Below are 20,995 nucleotides of genomic sequence, written 5' to 3'. Positions count from 1 at the left end.
TAGGTAATTAATAGAATGAAATTCACTATTAATCGTCAGCTTCTGATCAAGCCCCTGCAACAGGTTTCTGGTGCGCTAGCAGGTCGCCCTGCTTTACCTATTTTGGGCAATGTATTACTCAAGGTTGAAAACGGCTTCTTATCTATGACGGCTACAGACCTTGAGGTTGAGCTGATCAGTCAGGTTCAGTTAGAGAATGACTTTGAGCCAGGAAGCATTACCGTTCCTTCACGTAAGTTCTTCGATATTTGTCGTGGTCTTCCTGATAATGCGGATATTACCCTTTCACTTGATGCAGAGCGCGTGGTCGTTCGTTCAGGTCGAAGCCGCTTTTCTTTAGCGACGCTACCTGCGATAGATTTTCCAAACATTGAAGATTGGCAGTCTGATACAGAGCTGACTTTGACTCAAGGTAACCTAAGAGCACTAATAGAGAAGACACAATTCTCTATGGCTAACCAAGATGTGCGCTACTACCTTAATGGTATGTTGTTTGATATCGATGGCAGTACGTTGCGCTCTGTGGCCACCGATGGCCACCGTATGGCGGTTTCTGAAACAACGCTCTCTGACAGTCACCCTCAGCAGCAAGTGATTATCCCTCGTAAGGGGGTTCTTGAGCTGATGAAGATCCTTGACCAGCCGGACGAGTCTGTCACCTTGTTGATTGGTTCTTCAAACATTCGAGCAAGTGTCGCTAACTTTGTGTTCACCTCTAAGCTAGTCGATGGACGTTTTCCTGATTACCGCCGAGTCATGCCACAAAACACCACTAAGACTGTGATTGCGGATTGTGAAGACCTACGTCAGGCATTCTCTCGCGCCGCTATTCTTTCCAATGAGAAATTCCGTGGTGTGCGAGTAAACCTTTCTAGTGGCACTATGCAGATCACAGCCAACAACCCTGAGCAAGAAGAAGCACAAGAGGTGGTTGATGTTGATTATCAAGGTGATGATCTAGAGATTGGCTTCAACGTTAGCTATGTATTGGATGTATTAAACGCAGTACGCTGTGAGAAGGTTTCCCTTTCTATGTCTGATGCGAATGCGAGTGCCTTGATTGAGAACGCTGAAGACTCAAGCGCTCAATACGTGGTAATGCCGATCCGTCTATAACGGTATGCCTCTTACTCGTCTTGTTATTAAACAGTTCCGAAATATTGAAGCCTGCGATGTTAGCCCATCGCCAGGCTTTAATTTTCTTATAGGGGCTAACGGCAGCGGTAAAACCAGCTTGCTAGAAGCCATCTACCTACTTGGACATGGTCGCTCATTCAAGAGCTCGATTACCGGTCGTATTATTCAGCACGACTGCAGTGACTTGTTTGTTCATGGCAGATTACAGAACCCACAGCAATTTGAACTTCCTATTGGTATCAACAAGCGTCGTGATGGCAGTACAGAGGTGAAGATCTCTGGTGAAACAGGCCAAAAGCTGGCTGAGCTTGCTAAGGTGTTACCTTTGCAGCTGATTCACCCCGAAGGCTTTGATTTACTTACCGATGGACCTAAGCACCGCCGCGCTTTTATTGATTGGGGCGTCTTTCACTGTGAACCTCAGTTTTATGAGGTGTGGGGGCGAATAAAGCGCCTCAACAAGCAGCGCAACGCCTTACTCAAAACTGCCCGCAGTTATCGAGAGCTGAGTTACTGGGATCAGGAACTGGCAAAGCTGGCGGAAATGATCTCCACTTGGCGTGCTCAGTATGTGGCGCAATTGAAAGAAGTGGCCGAGCCACTGTGTAAGGATTTTCTCTCAGAGTTTGATGTTTCTATCTCTTTTTACCAAGGTTGGGAGAAAGGAGCGGATTATGCCGAATTATTGGAAAGAAATTTCGAGAGAGATCAGCACCTTGGCTATACTTTTAGTGGACCAAATAAGGCTGACCTAAAAATTAGGGTCAACGGCACACCAGTAGAAGATATCCTGTCTCGAGGACAACTAAAACTATTGGTATGTGCATTGCGAGTTGCCCAAGGCCAACACCTAACAAAGTTGACTGAAAAACAGTGCATATATCTCATCGATGACTTTGCATCAGAGCTTGATAGTCAACGAAGAGCACGCTTAGCGGACTGCTTAAAGGAAACTGGAGCACAAGTATTTGTAAGCTCTATTACAAAAAGCCAAATTGCTGAAATGAACAGCGAAAATAGCAAGATGTTTCATGTGGAACGTGGCAAAATAGAGCTAGTAGAATAAGGGTTAGATTATGCATCGACCCCTTTGTTGTAGCTGAGCAAATTAGACAAATTTGACGAAAAATCGAGATTTAAACCAATGAGGGATGAAAGCCCCTCAAATACTAGGTTTAGGTCTTACTATGCTACTTTAACAGCTAGAGATTTTAGATTCCTAGCGTAGTAGAACATATTCAATATAGATGGCTATTATCGGTATTTGCGAGCTCACCAAAGCGTCACTTTGGTTTGGCCGTAACATGGATGATACATAGACCCAAATAGAGAGTAACTCATGGCAGAAAATTACGATTCATCGAGTATTAAAGTACTAAAAGGCCTAGATGCGGTTCGTAAGCGTCCAGGTATGTACATAGGTGACACAGACGACGGAACAGGTCTTCATCATATGGTATTCGAGGTAGTGGATAACTCTATTGATGAAGCGTTAGCAGGTCACTGTAACGACATTATCGTAACTATCCATGAAGATAACTCTGTCTCTGTAAGCGATGACGGTCGTGGTATTCCTACGGAAATGCACGAAGAAGAAAAAGTCTCTGCAGCCGAAGTTATCATGACCGTATTGCACGCGGGTGGTAAATTTGATGACAACTCATACAAGGTATCGGGTGGTCTTCATGGTGTAGGTGTTTCAGTTGTAAACGCACTGTCTAAGCAAGTCACTCTGACCATTCAACGCGCGGGTGAAATTTATAAGCAGACTTACCATCATGGTGAACCTGAAGCACCGCTTGCTGCAGTTGGTACAACAGATAAAACAGGTACAGAGATTCGTTTCTGGCCAAGTGAAGATACGTTCACCAATATCGAATTCCATTACGATATTCTAGCGAAGCGTTTACGTGAGCTTTCATTCCTGAACTCTGGCGTATCAATCAAGTTAATGGATGAACGTGAAGAAGATAAGTTTGATCACTTCATGTATGAAGGTGGTACACAAGCGTTCGTTGATTACCTAAACACGAACAAAACGCCTATCATCCAAAAAGTATTCCACTTTGATTCTGAGCGTGAAGACGGTATCTCAGTTGAAGTAGCGATGCAGTGGAATGATGGCTACCAAGAGAATATCTACTGTTTCACCAACAATATCCCTCAGCGTGATGGTGGTACTCACTTAGCCGGTTTCCGTGCTGCGTTAACGCGTACACTGAACAGCTTTATGGATAAAGAAGGTTTCTCTAAGAAAGCGAAAACCGCCACTTCAGGTGATGATGCGCGTGAAGGTTTGACGGCCATCGTTTCTGTTAAAGTACCTGACCCTAAGTTCTCGAGCCAAACAAAAGACAAATTGGTTTCTTCTGAAGTTAAATCAGCAGTAGAAACTGCGATGGGTGAGAAGCTTTCTGAGTTCTTAATGGAGAACCCAGGTGAAGCTAAGATAGTTTGTAGCAAAATTATCGATGCAGCACGTGCGCGTGATGCAGCGCGTAAAGCACGTGAAATGACACGTCGTAAAGGTGCACTAGATTTAGCGGGTCTTCCGGGTAAACTTGCCGATTGTCAGGAAAAAGATCCTGCTCTTTCTGAACTATACATAGTGGAAGGGGACTCTGCTGGCGGATCAGCCAAGCAGGGGCGTAACCGTAAGAACCAAGCAATTTTGCCACTTAAAGGTAAAATCCTAAACGTTGAGAAAGCACGTTTTGATAAAATGCTTTCTTCTCAAGAAGTTGCCACTCTTATCACAGCACTAGGTTGTGGTATCGGTCGCGATGAATACAACCCGGACAAATTGCGTTACCACAACATCATCATCATGACCGATGCCGATGTCGATGGCTCGCACATCCGTACTCTACTGCTGACGTTCTTCTACCGTCAAATGCCTGAGCTGATTGAGCGTGGTTACATCTACATCGCTCAGCCACCACTTTACAAAGTGAAGAAGGGTAAGCAAGAGCAGTACATTAAAGATGAAGATGCAATGACTCAGTACCAAACGGCGCTGGCTCTTGATAACGCTGCACTGTATGTGAACCCTGAAGCACCCGCTCTTTCGGGTGAGCCTCTAGAGGCTCTAGTGACTCAGTTTAACCAAGCGACTAAGCTCGTTGAACGTATGGCTCGTCAATTGCCAAAAGCGCTAGTGGAAGAGTTCATTTATGTACCTCGTCTTACTGCTGAAGAGTGTCAAAATGAAGCGACAGTAACGGCTTGGGGTGAGCGTTTAGTGGCTCAACTTAATGCAAAAGAAGTAGGCGCTAGCCAATACAGCTTAGAAGTTGAAAAACACCAAGAGCTGAATGTTTCTTTGCCTAAGGTTGTTGTTCGTACTCACGGTGTTCACTACGAGTATGTGGTTAGCCTAGAGCTACTTGCGACGAAAGAATACAACAAGCTAGCGACTCTTTCTGAGGCGCTAGAAGGCCTGCTAGAAGAAGATGCTTATGTGAAACGTGGTGAGCGTACCGCGCAAGTAACCACCTTCCGAGAAGCACTAGAGTGGCTAACCAAAGAGTCTCGTCGTGGTCTTTCACTACAGCGTTACAAAGGTCTAGGTGAGATGAACCCAGATCAGCTTTGGGAAACCACTATGGACCCGGATACTCGTCGCATGATGCAGGTGACTATCGAAGATGCAGTGGGCGCAGACCAGTTGTTCACTACTCTAATGGGTGATCACGTAGAGCCTCGTCGTCGCTTTATCGAAGATAACGCACTGAAAGTAGCTAACCTAGACGTTTAGTAACGGTTGCCGTCATTCTGACGAAAGTTCAGAATCTTAGAGCACACAGAACTAAAGAAAAGCACTACCGTTTTGGTGGTGCTTTTTTCTTTTCTAACTATCTGAAAAATAAATAGTTGCTAAAAAATTTCAAAATAATCCCTTGAAACAGATTTTGCTCATCCCTATATCTAGTTGTGAAGAGGATGCCTGATGGGTCTTCTGAACCGCTTAACTCGCTTCGCTCATGAGAGGAAGGACAGAGAAAAGCACACAACTTAAACCTGTTGAACCCATGTCCTAGATGGAATGGAAACAACACCCTTAACTCGCCACTCTGAGTTAAGGCTATTGCTAAAGATTAGGATAGTTATATGAGAACTGTAGATTTCACTCCTTTATACCGTAACGCTATTGGTTTTGACCGTCTTTTCAACATGATGGAAACATCAAACGCGAAGAATACTTCTGGCGGTTACCCTCCGTACAACATTGAACAGCAAGATGAAAATAAGTATCGCATTACAATGGCGGTAGCAGGTTTTTCTGATGACCAAATGGATATTACTCAAAAAGAAAACGTACTTATTGTACGTGGTGAGCGTAAAGCCGAAGAAGGTAAAACCTATGTTTACCAAGGTATCGCTGAGCGTGATTTTGAACGTAAATTCCAGTTAGCTGATTATGTGAAAGTGATTGGTGCAACGATGGAAAATGGCTTACTGCACGTTGATTTAGAGCGTGAAATTCCAGAAGCGATGAAACCACGTAAAATTGCAATCAATGGCAGCAATCTTATCGAGAGCAACACTGACTCGGCAAAGTAGTTAGTAATAGAAAAGTAACTAGCAACATAATAAAGTAGTGAGAGAGCGCCTAAGGCGCTCTTTTTTATTGCTTACGCATCAACATTAAACCGGTATCCCGTACCTCTTACAGATTGAATGTGCGTTGAGTTACTACCCAGCTTCCTTCTTAATGAACGTATAATGGTATCTACCACATTACTTGAACCATTATGCTCAATCCCCCACACCTCTTTGAGCAACAGCTTGCGTGATACCACCTCTTCCTGATGTGAGATTAATAGAGACAAGGTATTAAACTCCAGTGGTGTCAGGTCGATTTGCGAGTGGCTCGTTCGGATCTGCCTTGCATCAACATCAAACCATGATGGGCGGGCGATGATGGACTCCTGACAGCTGAGTTCATGAAGCAGTCGCTTAGATACCCAGCCATTCACGGATTCTTCTCCCATGTCTAGCATGGCTGAGTAATAGGGGATACCGTCAATATCGACTTCTATATCAAGAACTTGAAAACCTAGCTCAAGCGCCGCAGGGGCATAGGGCTGGAGATCTTGCAGAGTGAGATAGACGCGTTTAAGTTGAGGCCTCATTTCCAGATAGATTCGTTTTATGTCGAGCCAGCATGCGGCTTGTACGCCACTTAATGATTCTCCTTTATCTAGGGATAGCCAACGACGAATAAAAATGTGCTCTGCATTATTGCCGTCTGGCGCTTCAGTCTCGTTTAAGTGGGTAACCCAGGCTTTGGTTATAGGGTCTTCATCTAGCTGGTGGGTCAGTATTTCTGTCGTTTTCAGTAAGCAGTAGAATCCTGCTATTTTTCCTTGTGTATCCTTAACACAATGAAAGGCATTAATATGTTTTTGCCACCAATGTTCGTAGATGGATATTGCCTGTTGTGGCTCATGATTTGTAATGATAGCCATCACAGACGGCTTATCGGCTTCACAAGCGGGCTCAATGCTATATTCGCGCTGATCGTTGGGAGGAAAGAAGGCGTTACGAATGACACTGTTTTCTACCAGATAGATAATGTCGGCCGTGTAGCGCCACATCTGACCCAGACTTGCACTCTCTAGCTCGGTACGAATCTGCTGGCTCGCTCTTTGGCGAAAAACACTAAATTGTTGTGGTGAGCGGGACTTCAGATCCGAGCTTAATGTCTTTTTCAGTACCTCATGCAAATTCAAGCCATCTTCATTGACCTCTACAAAATCGATCTGTGCTAAATCCTCATACAGCTTATTGGCTTGTGAGTGAGTACAAAGCAGCATGGCCTTGAGTAAAGGCTCAGTCATTCGTCTGATCACCGAGCAGGCAAGTAATGCCTGCTGTAACTCAGGGTCGTGAATGTCTTCAATAAAAAAACGCACCAATGAATGAATAATGTTATTGGGAGGTTGTTCGCTCAACTGGCGTTGAGGTCGTTCCAAGACCGCGTTACTAGCCAACCTCAACGCAAGGGGGTGACCATTAGCAAATTGGTTGATTCCCAATGCGACACTGACTGAATGCCCCTGAGCTTGTAGGAAGCGAATAGAATCGTTAAAGGATAAGCACTCTAGCTTTAAGCTGAGGTAGTTTAGCTCAGCGCTTGGGTTTATTATCCACTGGTTGGCAGGCAGTAATCGACCGCAAAATATGAGCCTTATCCTTCCTAAAAGAGCCGGCATGCATTCTTGTCTTAGCCAAGATTCGATTAAGTTTATGGACTCAAATTGATCGAGCAGTAACACAGGCGGGGTTGGCATTGTTGCCGCATCGAGAGCCGCAGAAATAGAGCTTAAGCTTGCTTCATCACTCATGGTTATCTGCTGAAGACATTGCAAGAAGGCTCTTGGTGTTGGTTCTATTTGTTGGCAATTGATTTTAAAGCAGCGGCTAGGGTAGAGAGTCGCGAATTGATTAAGAAGCGTGCTTTTGCCCACACCAGCAATGCCATATAAGCCAATCACATCAGGGCCATAGAACTGCATACTTTGAGCCAAAAACTCTAGCTCTCTGGATCGAGTCTTTTCAATGACAGCTGTGTCCATAGTCAATGCCTAGGTGAGGTTGTCGGGTTTCTTATTCACGCTACTTCATGCAAATCTCATTAAATCCTCATAATTATAGTCGCTATCAAGTTTTATCCTTGTAAGTGTCTTACATAGATGAAACGTAAGGAATTCCTATGAGTAAATTGCTAATAGGCCTAGTGCTAGGAAGTTATTTGATTGGTTTTACGAGTAGTGCTGCAGAGGAAAAGGTTCAGCGTGCAGAAAGTGCCGCACATAGCGACCTTAGCTCAAAAGCGACTATCCTTGATACCGATGGCTCAGTTCTGCGTGAGGGGAACCCTCATTGGCATTGTGTTCCAGGCATCCCTGTTGTGCCCGGAGATATGCACCCGATGTGTAACGATGCGGTGTGGTCTAAATTACTTAAGGCCGCAGCTACCGGTCAGCCCTTTGAAACCGACCGGATAGGCATTTCATACATGATGCAGGGTGATGCGTATGTGAGTAACTCCAACCCAGCCGCTACGGATCCTGACAATGGTGATGTATGGGTGAAAGAGGGGCCACATCTAATGATTGTTGTGCCAAAAGAGCTTCTGAAAGGGGTGAGTGATGACCCCTTTAATGGAGGGCCTTATGTAATGTGGAGGGACACACCTTATGCTCACATTATGGTGCCCATCAAGAATAAATAATGAAGGAATAGAGTTATGTCGACATTGTATGAAAGATTGGGAGGCTCAGAGTCTATTACTCAAATCTCCAGTGATATTGTAGACCTTCACCTTGCCAATAAGGCGATCAGCACTCGATTTGCTGATTCTGACTTATCGCGATTAAAGACGTCGGTGGCAGAGTTCTTTATTACGGGGACTGGAGGTCCTAACCTGTATAAGGGAAAAGACATGCTTGCTGTACATAAAGGCATGAATATTTCTGCTGTTGAATTTGTAGCCGTGTTAGATGACGCTCTTGAGGCCATGAATAAAAATAATGTGGGGCAGAGAGAGCAAGAAGAAGTGCTCTTTGTTCTTTATAGCATGCGCTCTGATGTCATATTGGTTTGAGGAGAGTAAACGACGATGACGCTTATCGGTTATCGTCGTTTTTATATGGCGTATTATGCGCCTTGATAAGCCTTTTTGACTTCCTCAGCAATGATTTGAATACCCTTTTGCATATCCTCATCATTCTGTACGTAGTTCATTCTCAGACATTGGTGAGAGTGATCCCACAGGTCTTCTTGTCCAAAGAAGAAGTACTCTCCAGGAACAATCAATACACCTCTAGCCTTCAGACGCTTGTACAGTTCCATTGTGGTAATCGGCAGTTCGTCAAACCATAACCAAAGGAACATAGCCCCTTCAGGTTTGTGAATTCTAAATCTTGGGTCAACAATCGCTGATTGCAAAAGCGATACCGCTCTTATGGATTTTTGTTGATAGAAAGGCTTGATGACATCATCGCTTAATCGCAGTAGGTCATTTGACTCAATCATATGTTGAGCCACCGCAGGGCCTATACTACCTGGGGCTAATCCTATGATGCCATTGATGTTGGTTAAGGCTCGTGTGGTTTCTTCATTGGCAATCACAATTCCGCAGCGTAAACCGGGCAAACCCAGTTTGGAAAGACTCATACACAATATGGTGTTGTCGTTCCAAAATGGCGTAGCTTCTTCAAACACAATATTGGGAAATGGCGTGCCATAAGCATTATCTAATATCAGAGGGATATTATGCTTACGTGCCAACTCATCTAGCTTGTAAACCTCTTCATCGGTCAATAGGTTTCCGGTTGGGTTTGTAGGTCTAGATGCGCAAATGGCCGCGACAGATTCATCAATTTTCAGTTGTGAGAAATCAACGTGATACTTAAATTGTCTATCTTCTAGCAACTCAATTTCTGGCTTATAAGAGACAAAGATGTCGTCTTCAATGCCAGAGTCACAGTAACCAATATACTCAGGTGCGAGTGGTAGTAGTATTTTTTTATGGCTGCCATCTGGTTGCTTACCTGCAAGCAGGTTAAATAGGTAGAAGAACGCACTTTGGCTACCATTGGTCAGCGAGATGTTTTTTTCACTGATGTCCCAGCCATAGGTATCTCTGAGTAGCTTTGCTAAGCCTTTAACAAAGGTGTCTTTGCCTTGAGGGCCATCATAGTTGGCCATTGCAGACACAAGCTCGCCGTTGGCTAGCATTTGTGAGGTGACTTCTGAGAAGTAGTCCATCATCTCTGGAATAGCAGCAGGGTTGCCACCGCCGAGCATGAGGGCACCAGGTGTACGCAAGCCGTCATTAAGGTCACCCATCAACTGAGTGATACCTGAGTTGCGATTAAATTTTTCGCCGAATTTTGAATAGATTTTCGAAGAAGACATGCAAAGCCCTGACTATTTCTTAAAAGTATAGGAAAGAGACAAACCTTAGCTCAGAGGGAGGGGGTTACTCAATAGCTGGAATAATTATTTGCAAAGAAAAAGCCCAGCGAGTGCTGGGCTTTAAATGGGTTATTTCTGCAGAAGAGAAATATCAGCAATCTGCAAGAACAGATTACGCAGCTTATTCAGCAGCGTTAAGCGGTTCTTTTTCAATGCTTCGTCATCGGCCATAACCATAACGTTATCGAAGAAGGCATCAACAGGCTCACGTAGATCAGCAAGTTTGCTTAGGGCTTGTTGGTAATTACCCGTTGCAAATGCAGGCTCTAGCGCTTCAGCCATGACTTCAACGTTTTCTGCTAGTGCTTTCTCAGCATCTTCTTGTAGAAGAGCAAGGTCGATCTCTTCCGCTAGCTCGCCATCGAATTTCGCTAGGATATTACCCACACGCTTGTTGGCTGCCGCTAGTGCCTCTGCTGCTTCAAGTTCACGGAAGTGAGAAACTGCTTTTACACGTTGATCAAAGTCAGCTGGCTTAGTTGGACGACGTGCGAGTACCGCTTGGATGATATCAACGCTGAAACCAGCATCTTGGTACCATGCGCGGAAACGGCCTAGCATAAAGTCGATAACGTCAGCTTCTACATTGTCGTTGGTTAGCTTGTCGCCTAGTAGCTCTTTCGCTTTACCGATCAGATCGGTTAGATCTAGGTTGTAGCCGTTTTCAACGATGATACGTAGCACACCTAGTGATGCACGACGTAGAGCAAATGGGTCAGAACCTTTTGGTGCTTGGCCAATACCGAAGATACCAACAATAGTGTCTAGCTTGTCTGCCATTGCTACTGCTGAAGAGATACCAGTGCTTGGTAGATCGTCACCAGCGAAACGAGGCATGTACTGCTCGTAAAGCGCCAGTGCAACTTGCTCGTCTTCACCATCGTGAGTCGCGTAGTGCATACCCATTACACCTTGTGTATCCGTGAATTCGAATACCATAGATGTCATTAGGTCACATTTAGCCAGTAGGCCTGCACGCTTAGATTTCTCAACGTCAGCATCGATTTGCCCAGCGATGTAGCCAGCAAGTTCTGTGATGCGGTCTGTTTTGTCTTTGATAGTACCAAGCTGCTTCTGGAAGATAGCTTGGTCTAGCTCAGCAAGACGGTCGATCAGCGGACGCTTACGGTCTGTGTTGAAGAAGAACTCAGCATCAGCAAGACGTGGACGTACAACTTTCTCGTTACCTTCGATAACGTGACGAGGCTCTTTAGACTCGATGTTTGATACGAAGATAAAGTTAGGAAGTAGCTTCTTGTTTTCGTCGTAAACAGGGAAGTACTTTTGGTCACCTTTCATGGTGTAAACCAAAGCTTCAGAAGGTACTTTTAGGAATTCTTCTTCAAACTTCGCTGTCAATACTACTGGCCATTCAACCAGAGACGTTACTTCTTCAACAAGGTCATCTTCTAGGTCAGCTTTACCGCCAACCGCTGCTGCCGCTTTTTGAGAATCAGCAAGGATGATGGCTTTACGTGCTTCGTAATCGGCCATTACTTTACCGCGCTCTTCTAGGATCGCAGGGTATTGGTCAGCAGAATCGATTGTGAACTCTTGTTCGCCCATGAAACGGTGGCCACGGATAGTACGAGCAGATGCTACGCCTAGGATTTCGCCTTCAACAAGCTCATCACCTAGCAGTACTGTCAGTGTTTTCACTGGACGGATAAATTGAATGTCTGAGTTACCCCAGCGCATTGCTTTAGGGATTGGTAGGCCAGCTAGTGCTTTCGCTGCAATGTCCATCACCAATTCTTGAACAGGTTTGCCAGCCACTTCTTGTTTGAAAAGAAGCCACTCGCCTTTGTCTGTTTTCAGGCGGTCAGCTTGCTCAACAGTAATACCGTTACCACGAGCCCAACCTTGTGCCGCTTTCGTTGCGTTACCTTCAGCATCGAAGGCCACAGAAATAGCAGGACCACGTTTTTCAACGACTTTGTCCGCTTGGCCTTCAGCCAGTGCAGTTACTTTAAGTGCAAGGCGACGAGGTGCTGCATACCACTTGATGCCTTCGTGAGAAAGCTCAGCTGATTTAAGACCCGCTTCAAAGTTAGAAGCAAATGCTTCTGCTAGAGAACGAAGTGCCGTTGGTGGTAGCTCTTCGGTACCCAGTTCAATTAGAAATTCTTTTGCCATGATTACTTCTCCTCACCTTGTTTTTTACACATAGGGAAGCCAAGTGCTTCACGCGATGCGTAGTATGCTTCTGCAACAGCTTTTGTTAGGTTGCGGATGCGGAGGATGTAGCGTTGGCGCTCTGTTACAGAGATAGCTTTGCGAGCATCAAGAATGTTGAATGCGTGGCCAGCTTTTAGAATACGCTCGTAAGCAGGAAGCGGTAATGGCTTCTCTAGCTCTAGGAGTTCTTTACACTCTTTTTCACACTGGTCGAAGAATGTGAATAGGAAATCAACATCAGCGTGTTCGAAGTTGTAAGTCGATTGCTCTACTTCGTTTTGGTGGAAGATATCACCGTAAGTCACGTTAGAGCCGTCAGGAGCAACGTTCCATACTAGGTCGTAAACAGAGTCTACTTCTTGGATGTACATCGCTAGACGTTCGATACCGTAAGTAATTTCGCCGGTTACTGGCTTACACTCAAGGCCACCCACTTGCTGGAAGTACGTAAACTGAGTCACTTCCATGCCGTTTAGCCAAACTTCCCAGCCAAGACCCCAGGCACCCAATGTTGGGTTTTCCCAGTTGTCTTCTACGAAACGAATATCGTGAACTAATGGATCGATACCAAGCACTTCAAGTGAGCCAAGGTACAACTCCTGAATATTATCTGGAGAAGGCTTAAGAGCTACCTGGAATTGATAGTAGTGCTGCAGGCGGTTTGGGTTCTCACCATAGCGTCCGTCAGTCGGACGACGAGATGGCTGAACATATGCCGTAGACATTGGCTCTGGGCCAAGTGCACGCAGACATGTCATTGGGTGAGAGGTGCCAGCACCTACTTCCATATCTAACGGTTGAACAATAGTACATCCGTTTTGAGCCCAATAATCCTGCAGCGCGAGGATCATTCCCTGGAAGGTTTTGATATCGTATTTTTGCATAGTCGTTTCGCGCGATTCTTTTGTCTGAAAATGAAATAACTTCAAATTATACCCATGAATTGTCCTTTGGAGTAGCGAAAAAAGCATCAATACCTTGTTCAAACGGGCTTTAACAGCAATGAAAGGGCTTATCCTAGTCTTTGCGGTGGATTTGCTACTTGATTATGACCTTCGGCGCGATTAAAATCCCCCGCATCTTTGGGGAGTAGCTTACCGTGGCAATCAATTGTCCGGTTCGTCCGTCAACATAATTGATGCAAAATCATCATGGCGTTCGAGACAACTTGTTTAGCAAGACCTTAGATAAGAATCATGAACCAAGGTGGGGAGTGAGACTTGTCTATTGTTTGTTATCCCCACCTAAAGAGAGAATTCCTTGAGCGTACTAGCCATTTCTATCACCACTGTTGCCTTAGCGGAGATCGGTGATAAAACCCAACTTTTGTCTCTTCTATTGGCAAGCCGTTATCGCAAGCCTTTGCCTATCATTGCCGCCATTTTCTTTGCCACTATAGCGAACCATGCGGTTGCAGCTTGGCTTGGCGTACTCGTCTCTGATTTGTTAAGCCCGGCGATTCTAAAGTGGGTTGTTGTAGCAAGCTTTGCCGCTATGGCTTTGTGGGTACTTATTCCCGACAAACTAGATGAAGATGAGTCTATTTCGAACAAAGGTCCCTTTGTGGCCAGCTTTATTGCTTTTTTCGTGGCTGAGATCGGAGACAAGACACAGATTGCGACCTCAATCTTAGGGGCGCAATACTCGGATGCATTGATGATGGTTGTGCTGGGCACAACGATTGGGATGTTACTTGCGAATGTGCCAGTTGTGATTATTGGGAAGTTATCAGCAGAGCGCTTGCCACTGGCAATGATCAGAAAGGTAACGGCCGCACTATTTGCAATACTTGCGGTAAGCGCAGCCATTTACTAGAGAGGCGAGACTAAGCCAGCCCTTTTTTGATTAGGTATTCAAATGGGGCTGCGTCGGTTTTTTCAGCGATTAGCTGATGATCCATGAAGCGACAGAAGCTTGGAATATCGCGCACCGTAGAAGGGTCGTCTGCTTTAACTAGCAATACTTCGCCATCTTGCATATTACGAATGGTCTTTCTGACCATCATAACGGGCTCTGGGCAGCGTAAACCTTCTGCCTCTAGGATGTGATTTGCAACTTCTGGATTAAACGACATAGCTTCCTCTCCCAAAAAATGAGACCGCGATCATACTCGAGTATAAAAAATATTCAATATCAACTTGGCAATCTTCAGCTCAGGGTGTATTGTTAATTTAACTTGTATTTAACAACTTGATAACAGTCGAGTTGAGCAGATATTCCGACACTATCCCTTTTTCTTGGGCTTCCCCGCACTCCGATGCGGGATTTTTTTGTCTAAAATTCAGTATCCTACCCAAATTGGTTAATTGTAAACACGAATTCACTTAACTGGTACTATAAAACAATACGCTTTGTTGGTGTTTGAGGTTACATGGAACTAGAAGATATTTATCGCAGAGATCTTAATCTATTTATCGCCTTAAGGGTTTTGGTAGAAGAGGGAAGTGTGAGTCGAGCAGCCCTTAGGCTTAATCTCAGCCAGTCGGCGATGAGTCGCGTGTTGGGACGACTAAGAGAGCTGTTAAATGATCCACTGTTTACTCGCAATGGACAAAACCTCATAGCCACAGAAAAAGCATTATTGATAAATGAGCAGATTCAGTTTCCGCTAGAAGCGATAAGGGATCTACTCACTCCCACAGACTTTGATCCCTCACAGTGCACGCAACGATTCGTGGTGGCGACCACTGACTATGCAATGCAAACCATACTGCCGTTTGCTCTACCTAAGATCTATGAAGAAGCGCCAAATATCTCCTTGGACTTTCAGCCACTGCAGCATGACAACATCTATCATCAATTGACTGCAGAAAGAGCGGACATGGCTATCTGCCGACCCGTTTCAGAAATGGTGCCTTTGCGTAGAGAAGTGCTCGGTAAAGTGGGCGTTACTTGTTTACTATCAAAGCATCATCCGTTAGCGGATAAGCCTTTGACCATTGATGACTTTTTGACACTACCTCACGCCATGATAGCGATTAGTGATGGTGTTAAATCTCTGATTGATGAGAGTTTAAAGCCTCATGGCTCAATGAATCTGATCATGCGGGCGTATCATTTAGAGGCAGCACTAGCGATTGTCGATCGCCTACCTTTGGTGATTACCGTTCCTGCCGATTTGGCTTATCTGGTATCAGAAAGACATGACTTAGTGATAAAGCCATTGCCATTTGAGTTTATTCCCTTTGATTATTCTCTTATCTGGCATTCGAGATGCGATACATCTCCGGCGCAAAAGTGGTTACGAGGGATACTAAAGAATGAATGTGGAAGGTTAATAGAGAAGCGAGTGATGGATTTAGGTTTAGAGTAAGCCAGCGAATCTCTTCGCTGGCTTATAGAATGCTGCCCCCAGCAATCTAACTTACTTTAATCACAACACGACCAGTGATTTGGCCATTAGTGATGTCATTGGCTGCTTGAATTGCATCTTCAAGATTAATGAGCTTAGTGGCTTGCTCAAAGTATGATGCAGGAAGCAGTTCCACTAAACGCTCCCAAGCTTGAATGCGTTTTTCTCTTGGGCACATTACAGAGTCAACACCTTGCAAGCGCACGTTACGCAAGATAAATGGCATCACTGAGGTCGGAAGATCGAATCCGCCTGCAAGACCACATGCTGCTACAACGCCGTTGTAGTTAGTCTGTGCTAGTACTTTAGCCAGCATATTGCTACCTACAGTATCTACTGCTGCCGCCCATACTTGACGTTCTAGTGGTTTCGCCGGTTCTGCAAATTCAGAGCGCTCAACGATGCGAGAAGCACCTAGGCTTTTCAGCAGGTCGCCATTTTGAGATGCACGGCCAGTTACTGCTGCCACTGAATACCCTAGTTGGTTTAGTAGGGTTACGGCTACGCTACCAACACCACCGCTAGCGCCGGTTACTAAAATTTCACCGTCTTCAGGTTTTACACCACCATCAACGATAGCTTGTACACATAGCATTGCGGTGAAACCCGCAGTACCAATACTCATTGCTTGCTGACCAGATAAACCGTCTACTAGCGGTACCAGCCAATCACCTTTAAGGCGCGCTTTCTCTGACATGCCACCCCAATGGTTTTCACCTACGCCCCAACCAGTAAGTACGACTTTGTCACCAGCTTGGTAGCGAGCGTCATCAGAAGTGGTCACTGTACCGACGAGATCGATACCTGGAACCATAGGGAAGTTACGAATGATTTTGCCCTTACCCGTAATCGCTAGACCATCTTTATAGTTTAGAGATGAGTAATCTACTGCGATTTCTACATCACCTTCTGGTAATAGTGATTCATCAACCTGCTCGATAGCAGCAAGGGTTTTTTTGTCTTCTTGGTTTAGAACAAGTGCTTTAAACATTAGTAACTCCAAAGGGTTAACGTGCTTGATTGCTGATAAGTTTAGAGACTATTTACCAATAAAAAAAATGATTTGTTATCATTTTAAGTATGCATTTTGTGCATTAATTATGGTTAATTTATGATCTGAGTGGAAGTGCGACTCTAACCAATGTTAGAGCCGCATGCAGAGGGAGGGCTATGGTCGTTCAAATACAGTTGCGATACCTTGGCCTAAACCAATACACATGGTTGCTAAACCATATTTCGCATCCTTACTCTCCATTAAATTAATCAATGTTGTGGAGATTCGTGCACCTGAACAACCCAGTGGATGCCCAAGGGCAATGGCGCCACCATTGAGATTCACCTTTTCGTCCATTACTTCGAGCAGCCCAAGGTCCTTGGCTACCGGAAGGGCCTGTGCTGCAAAGGCTTCATTAAGTTCAACCACATCCATATCGTCAATGGTAAGCCCCGCACGCTTTAGGGCTTTCTTGGTTGCCGGAACAGGACCGTAGCCCATTGTGGCAGGATCGCAGCCGGCAATGGCCATTGATTTAACCTTGGCTCGAATCGTCAAGCCAAGCTCGTTAGCTTTTTCCTCACTCATTATCAGCATTGCTGAGGCACCGTCAGACAAGGCTGATGATGATCCTGCAGTCACAGTGCCGTTTGCAGGGTCAAAAACAGGCCTTAGTTGCGATAATCCTTCTACCGTGGTTTCGGGACGAATAACTTCATCGTAGTCGAGAGAAATAAGCGAACCATCCGCCGCGTGTGCTTCGGTAGCATAGATCTCTGACTTAAATGCACCGTTTAAGGTGGCTTGATGAGCGCGCGCATGTGAGCGTGCGGCAAACTCGTCCTGTTGCTCTCTTGGTATGCCGTGTAGCTTACCTAGCATTTCAGCAGTCAGTCCCATCATGCCCGAAGCTTTGGCGACACTCTTACCCAAACCATCATGGAAATCGACGCCATGATTCATTGGAACGTGGCCCATATGCTCAACACCGCCAATGATGCAAATATCAGCGTCACCCACCATGATAGAGCGACTCGCATCGTGCAGTGCCTGCATGGAAGAACCACATAATCTATTTACGGTCACTGCTCCGATTTCAATAGGAAGGCCCGCAAGTAGAGAGGCATTTCTGGCAATATTGAAGCCTTGTTCAAGAGTTTGTTGCACACAGCCCCAATAGATATCTTCAATTTCGCTAGGGTTAACCGCTGGGTTTCTCTTCAAAAGTCCCTTCATGAGATGAGCAGACAGATCTTCAGCTCGAACATGACGGAAGGCACCACCCTTAGAGCGTCCCATTGGAGTACGAATGCAATCAACAATTACGACATTTTTCATTTTCTAATCCCTCTTATTGATTACACGCTGGTGGCTTGTTGGTTTGCGTAAAAGCTATCGCCAGAATCGGCCATTGAGTGAAGCAGTTGTGGTGCTTTATACAGTGGACCTAGTGATTGATACTGCTCACATAGCGCTAGGTAATTTTTGATTCCTAAGCTGTCTAGGTAACGGAATACGCCCCCTCTAAATGGTGGGAACCCTAGGCCGTATACCAGGGCCATATCCGCTTCTTGTGGCGAGGAAATAATGTTTTCCTCAAGACACAACACCACCTCGTTGATCATAGGAATCATCATACGATGAAGTACCTCTTCATCACTGAATTGCTTATTTGGTGCGTTTAGCGTAGCTAAGTGCTCACTAACCTTTGGATTAAAAGACTTCTTAGGTTTACCTTTTTTGTCAGGCTGATATTCGTAGAAACCCGCACCATTTTTTTGGCCATAACGTTGTTGCTCAAATAGAACATCAATGGCATCGGTGCCTTGCTTTGCCATCCGCTCAGGGAATCCACTGGCCATCACTTGCTGAGCATGATGCGCGGTATCGAGTCCAACAACATCGAGTAAATAGGCAGGTCCCATTGGCCAGCCAAATTGACGCTCCATCACTTTATCGACATGCTGAAAATCAGCACCATCATTGACTAACTGGCTAAACCCATTGAAATACGGGAATAGAACACGGTTTACAAAGAACCCTGGACAGTCATTGACCACGATAGGTGATTTACCCATTTTGGCGGCATAAGCCACAACGCGATTAATGGTTTCATCAGAGGTTTTCTCTCCACGAATGATTTCCACTAGAGGCATTCGATGCACAGGGTTAAAGAAGTGCATACCGCAGAAGTTTTCTGGACGTTCTAATGATTTGGCCAAGAGATTGATAGGAATGGTGCTGGTGTTAGAGGTAATTACAGCGTCTTTGTCGGCGTATTGCTCTACCTCAGCGAGAACACTTGCTTTGATTTTTGGGTTTTCTACTACTGCTTCAATAATCACATCAGCTTGTTCAATACCCGCGTAGTGAAGGCTAGGTGTAATAGAGGTGAGAACCTTAGCGACTTTATCTGCCTTAATGCGTCCTCGTTGTAGGCGACTATTCAGCAATTTAGAGGCTTCATCTAAACCTAGGTCTAAAGAGGGCTGTGCAATGTCCTTCATTAGTACAGGAACGCCCTTGAGTGCGGATTGGTAGGCGATACCGCCACCCATAATACCTGCACCAAGCACGCCTGCTCGCTCGGTAGGTTTATTCGATGCTTTAGCGGCTTTCTTGGCTAGACCTTTTATATATTGGTCGTTGAGGAATAAACCTACTAGTGAAGTTGCGACCTCTGTTTGAGTCAGGGTTATGAAGTTTTCTCTTTCTATAGTCAGAGCTTCATCGCGAGCAAACCTAGCAGCACTTTCAATGGTTTTTACGGCCATCATTGGTGCGGGATAGTGAGGGCCCGCCTTTTGAGCAACGAGACCTTTAGCTGTGGTAAAGCTCATCATGGCTTCTAGCTTGCCTAGACCTAATGGTGAGGTTTTTTGTTTGCGACGAGCCTGCCAGTCGATAGCACCGCGATTGGCGTCTTGAATAAGCGATACAGCAGAATCAAACAGTTTGTCTGTATCTACAATGGCATCGATTAAGCCTATTCTTAGTAATTGCTCCGCTCGCTTTGAACTGCCAGCGGTAATGATTTCCATTGCACTGTCAGCACCGATCAGGCGCGGTAGTCGAACGGTTCCACCAAATCCGGGCATTATTCCTAGCTTGGTTTCCGGTAATCCAATGTTGGCTGTCTTATCGGCTAAGCGGAAATCTGTCGCTAGAATGGCTTCACAGCCTCCACCAAGAGCGTGTCCTTTAATGACCGAAATGGTGGGAACAGGTAAGTCTTCAAGATTATTAAAGATGGAGTTGGCGAACTGTAGCCACTGACTTAGCTCTTCTTTTGGCTTAGCAAAAAGTCCAAGAAACTCTGTAATGTCAGCCCCAACAATAAAGGCCTCTTTATCACTGGTAACAATCACACCTTTGAGGTCTTTAAGTTGCTGTAATGACTTAATGCCAATATCAAGGGATTCTAGTGTTTTAAGGTCGAGCTTATTGACGGAGTTCGCCCCACTAAAGCATATTTCGGCTATGCCATCTTGATGTTGTTTGACCGTGAGGGTCTCTGCTTGATAGATCATCCGTGTTCTCCATGAGTCGGGTCAGCCTTAAAGGCGAGCTAAAGATCGTGGTAAGACCAGTTAAGTTTGACGAGTTAATAAGCAAAATTCAATACATTTGTTCAACAAGTTGTTAACAAGTGTTGCTTCGGTCACTATTAATCGAAATGCGTTCTCGTGATAAACTCATAGGATTACCTAAATAAAACATAGTTCTAATGAATGCCTCTCCTTATCTAATACCCGCAAAATCGACGATTTTTGAAGAAGAGATCAAGAAGAGTCAGTTTATTACCTACTTGGCTCACACTCCGTCTATTGAACAAGCCAAAGCATTTGTAGATGAAATAAAGGCGAAACATAATGACGCGAGACACAATTGCTGGGCATTTGTTGCTGGTCGTCCTGAGGATTCAATGAAATGGGGCTTCAGCGATGATGGCGAACCCTCTGGTACTGCAGGTAAGCCGATATTGGCTCAGCTGACGGGTTCGGGAGTGGGCGAACTCACTGCAGTAGTGACTCGTTACTATGGTGGTATTCGATTAGGCACTGGTGGGCTGGTTAAAGCCTACGGTGGAGGGGTTCAACAAGCCCTTAAACTACTAGAGACAATCGAAAAGAAAATCACAACTCAGTTAATAGTAGAGGTTGATTACTCTCTCATATCATTAACTCAGTCTATTATGGCGCAGTATGAGGCAGTGGAAATCTCAGCCTCCTACGATATCAAGGCTAAACTGATTGTGGAGATTGAAGTCCTCAATGAAAGTGACTTTATCCAAACCATGACTAATAAAACAGGGGCGAAAGCCTTAGTTTCAAGGATGAGCTAAC

17 protein-coding genes are annotated in these 20,995 nt (G+C 45.1%); 9 read left to right on the top strand and 8 right to left on the bottom strand.

Annotated features, from left to right (window positions below):
• Positions 1 to 15 precede the first annotated feature (15 nt).
• From dnaN to A6E01_RS13035, 4 genes are all read left to right on the top strand, one after another.
• Positions 16 to 1,116, top strand: a complete 1,101-nt coding sequence (gene dnaN / locus A6E01_RS13050) for a DNA polymerase III subunit beta (RefSeq protein ID WP_017033074.1) — start codon at positions 16 to 18, stop codon at positions 1,114 to 1,116.
• A 4-nt stretch (positions 1,117 to 1,120) separates the two neighbouring features.
• Positions 1,121 to 2,203 carry a DNA replication/repair protein RecF gene (recF, locus tag A6E01_RS13045; RefSeq protein WP_017029809.1) on the top strand — a complete coding sequence of 361 codons (1,083 nt, stop codon included), beginning with the start codon at positions 1,121 to 1,123 and terminating at the stop codon, positions 2,201 to 2,203.
• 273 nt (positions 2,204 to 2,476) lie between these two features.
• Positions 2,477 to 4,894, top strand: coding sequence for a DNA topoisomerase (ATP-hydrolyzing) subunit B (gyrB, locus tag A6E01_RS13040; RefSeq protein ID WP_017029810.1), 2,418 nt, complete (start codon positions 2,477 to 2,479; stop codon positions 4,892 to 4,894).
• A 353-nt stretch (positions 4,895 to 5,247) separates the two neighbouring features.
• Positions 5,248 to 5,700 (top strand): Hsp20 family protein, encoded by a 453-nt coding sequence (locus A6E01_RS13035; RefSeq protein ID WP_017029811.1) that lies wholly within the window; start codon positions 5,248 to 5,250, stop codon positions 5,698 to 5,700.
• 71 nt (positions 5,701 to 5,771) lie between these two features.
• Here the strand turns inward: A6E01_RS13035 and A6E01_RS13030 are convergent, their stop codons facing one another.
• On the bottom strand, positions 5,772 to 7,718 hold the full coding sequence (locus A6E01_RS13030; RefSeq protein ID WP_065210330.1) for a winged helix-turn-helix domain-containing protein: 1,947 nt from the start codon (positions 7,716 to 7,718) through the stop codon (positions 5,772 to 5,774).
• A gap of 137 nt (positions 7,719 to 7,855) precedes the next feature.
• Between A6E01_RS13030 and A6E01_RS13025 the strand changes: the two genes are divergently transcribed.
• On the top strand, positions 7,856 to 8,377 hold the full coding sequence (locus A6E01_RS13025; protein WP_065210329.1) for a hypothetical protein: 522 nt from the start codon (positions 7,856 to 7,858) through the stop codon (positions 8,375 to 8,377).
• 15 nt (positions 8,378 to 8,392) lie between these two features.
• Complete coding sequence (locus A6E01_RS13020) at positions 8,393 to 8,749, top strand: group I truncated hemoglobin (RefSeq protein ID WP_065210328.1); 357 nt, start codon at positions 8,393 to 8,395, stop codon at positions 8,747 to 8,749.
• Between the two features lie 53 nt (positions 8,750 to 8,802).
• Here A6E01_RS13020 and A6E01_RS13015 read toward each other — a convergent pair whose 3' ends face one another.
• The 3 genes from A6E01_RS13015 to glyQ all read right to left on the bottom strand — a co-directional run bounded on the left by A6E01_RS13015 (position 8,803) and on the right by glyQ (position 13,187).
• Entirely contained in the window at positions 8,803 to 10,065 is a 1,263-nt protein-coding gene (locus A6E01_RS13015; RefSeq protein ID WP_065210327.1) for a valine--pyruvate transaminase, read from the bottom strand.
• 129 nt (positions 10,066 to 10,194) lie between these two features.
• Complete coding sequence (gene glyS / locus A6E01_RS13010; RefSeq protein WP_065210326.1) at positions 10,195 to 12,261, bottom strand: glycine--tRNA ligase subunit beta; 2,067 nt, start codon at positions 12,259 to 12,261, stop codon at positions 10,195 to 10,197.
• Positions 12,262 to 12,263: 2 nt separating this feature from the next.
• Positions 12,264 to 13,187: a glycine--tRNA ligase subunit alpha gene (glyQ, locus tag A6E01_RS13005; RefSeq protein ID WP_017029817.1), complete on the bottom strand. Its 924-nt coding sequence runs from the start codon at positions 13,185 to 13,187 to the stop codon at positions 12,264 to 12,266.
• 376 nt (positions 13,188 to 13,563) lie between these two features.
• Between glyQ and A6E01_RS13000 the strand changes: the two genes are divergently transcribed.
• Complete coding sequence (locus A6E01_RS13000; protein WP_017033081.1) at positions 13,564 to 14,118, top strand: TMEM165/GDT1 family protein; 555 nt, start codon at positions 13,564 to 13,566, stop codon at positions 14,116 to 14,118.
• Between the two features lie 10 nt (positions 14,119 to 14,128).
• On the opposite strand, the gene tusA is transcribed toward A6E01_RS13000, so the two are convergent.
• Positions 14,129 to 14,377, bottom strand: a complete 249-nt coding sequence (gene tusA, locus A6E01_RS12995; RefSeq protein ID WP_017029819.1) for a sulfurtransferase TusA — start codon at positions 14,375 to 14,377, stop codon at positions 14,129 to 14,131.
• Positions 14,378 to 14,674: 297 nt separating this feature from the next.
• Here tusA and A6E01_RS12990 point away from each other — a divergent pair, with 297 nt between their 5' ends.
• Positions 14,675 to 15,616, top strand: coding sequence for a LysR family transcriptional regulator (locus A6E01_RS12990; protein WP_017029820.1), 942 nt, complete (start codon positions 14,675 to 14,677; stop codon positions 15,614 to 15,616).
• A gap of 46 nt (positions 15,617 to 15,662) precedes the next feature.
• On the opposite strand, the gene acuI is transcribed toward A6E01_RS12990, so the two are convergent.
• The 3 genes from acuI to fadB form a co-directional block, all read right to left on the bottom strand.
• Positions 15,663 to 16,646 (bottom strand): acrylyl-CoA reductase (NADPH), encoded by a 984-nt coding sequence (gene acuI / locus A6E01_RS12985; protein ID WP_017029821.1) that lies wholly within the window; start codon positions 16,644 to 16,646, stop codon positions 15,663 to 15,665.
• Between the two features lie 177 nt (positions 16,647 to 16,823).
• Positions 16,824 to 17,987 (bottom strand): acetyl-CoA C-acyltransferase FadA, encoded by a 1,164-nt coding sequence (gene fadA / locus A6E01_RS12980; protein ID WP_017029822.1) that lies wholly within the window; start codon positions 17,985 to 17,987, stop codon positions 16,824 to 16,826.
• 20 nt (positions 17,988 to 18,007) lie between these two features.
• Positions 18,008 to 20,179 (bottom strand): fatty acid oxidation complex subunit alpha FadB, encoded by a 2,172-nt coding sequence (gene fadB, locus A6E01_RS12975; RefSeq protein WP_065210325.1) that lies wholly within the window; start codon positions 20,177 to 20,179, stop codon positions 18,008 to 18,010.
• A gap of 197 nt (positions 20,180 to 20,376) precedes the next feature.
• Between fadB and A6E01_RS12970 the strand changes: the two genes are divergently transcribed.
• The gene (locus tag A6E01_RS12970; protein ID WP_017029824.1) at positions 20,377 to 20,994 is read left to right on the top strand and encodes a YigZ family protein; all 618 of its coding nucleotides are present in this window, start codon (positions 20,377 to 20,379) and stop codon (positions 20,992 to 20,994) included.
• Position 20,995 lies beyond the last annotated feature (1 nt).

This window comes from Vibrio breoganii, from assembly GCF_001677275.1.
Lineage (GTDB): Bacteria > Pseudomonadota > Gammaproteobacteria > Enterobacterales > Vibrionaceae > Vibrio > Vibrio breoganii.
Note: the sequence above shows the minus strand (reverse complement) of the source record. Positions and strands in the feature narration are given on the sequence as shown.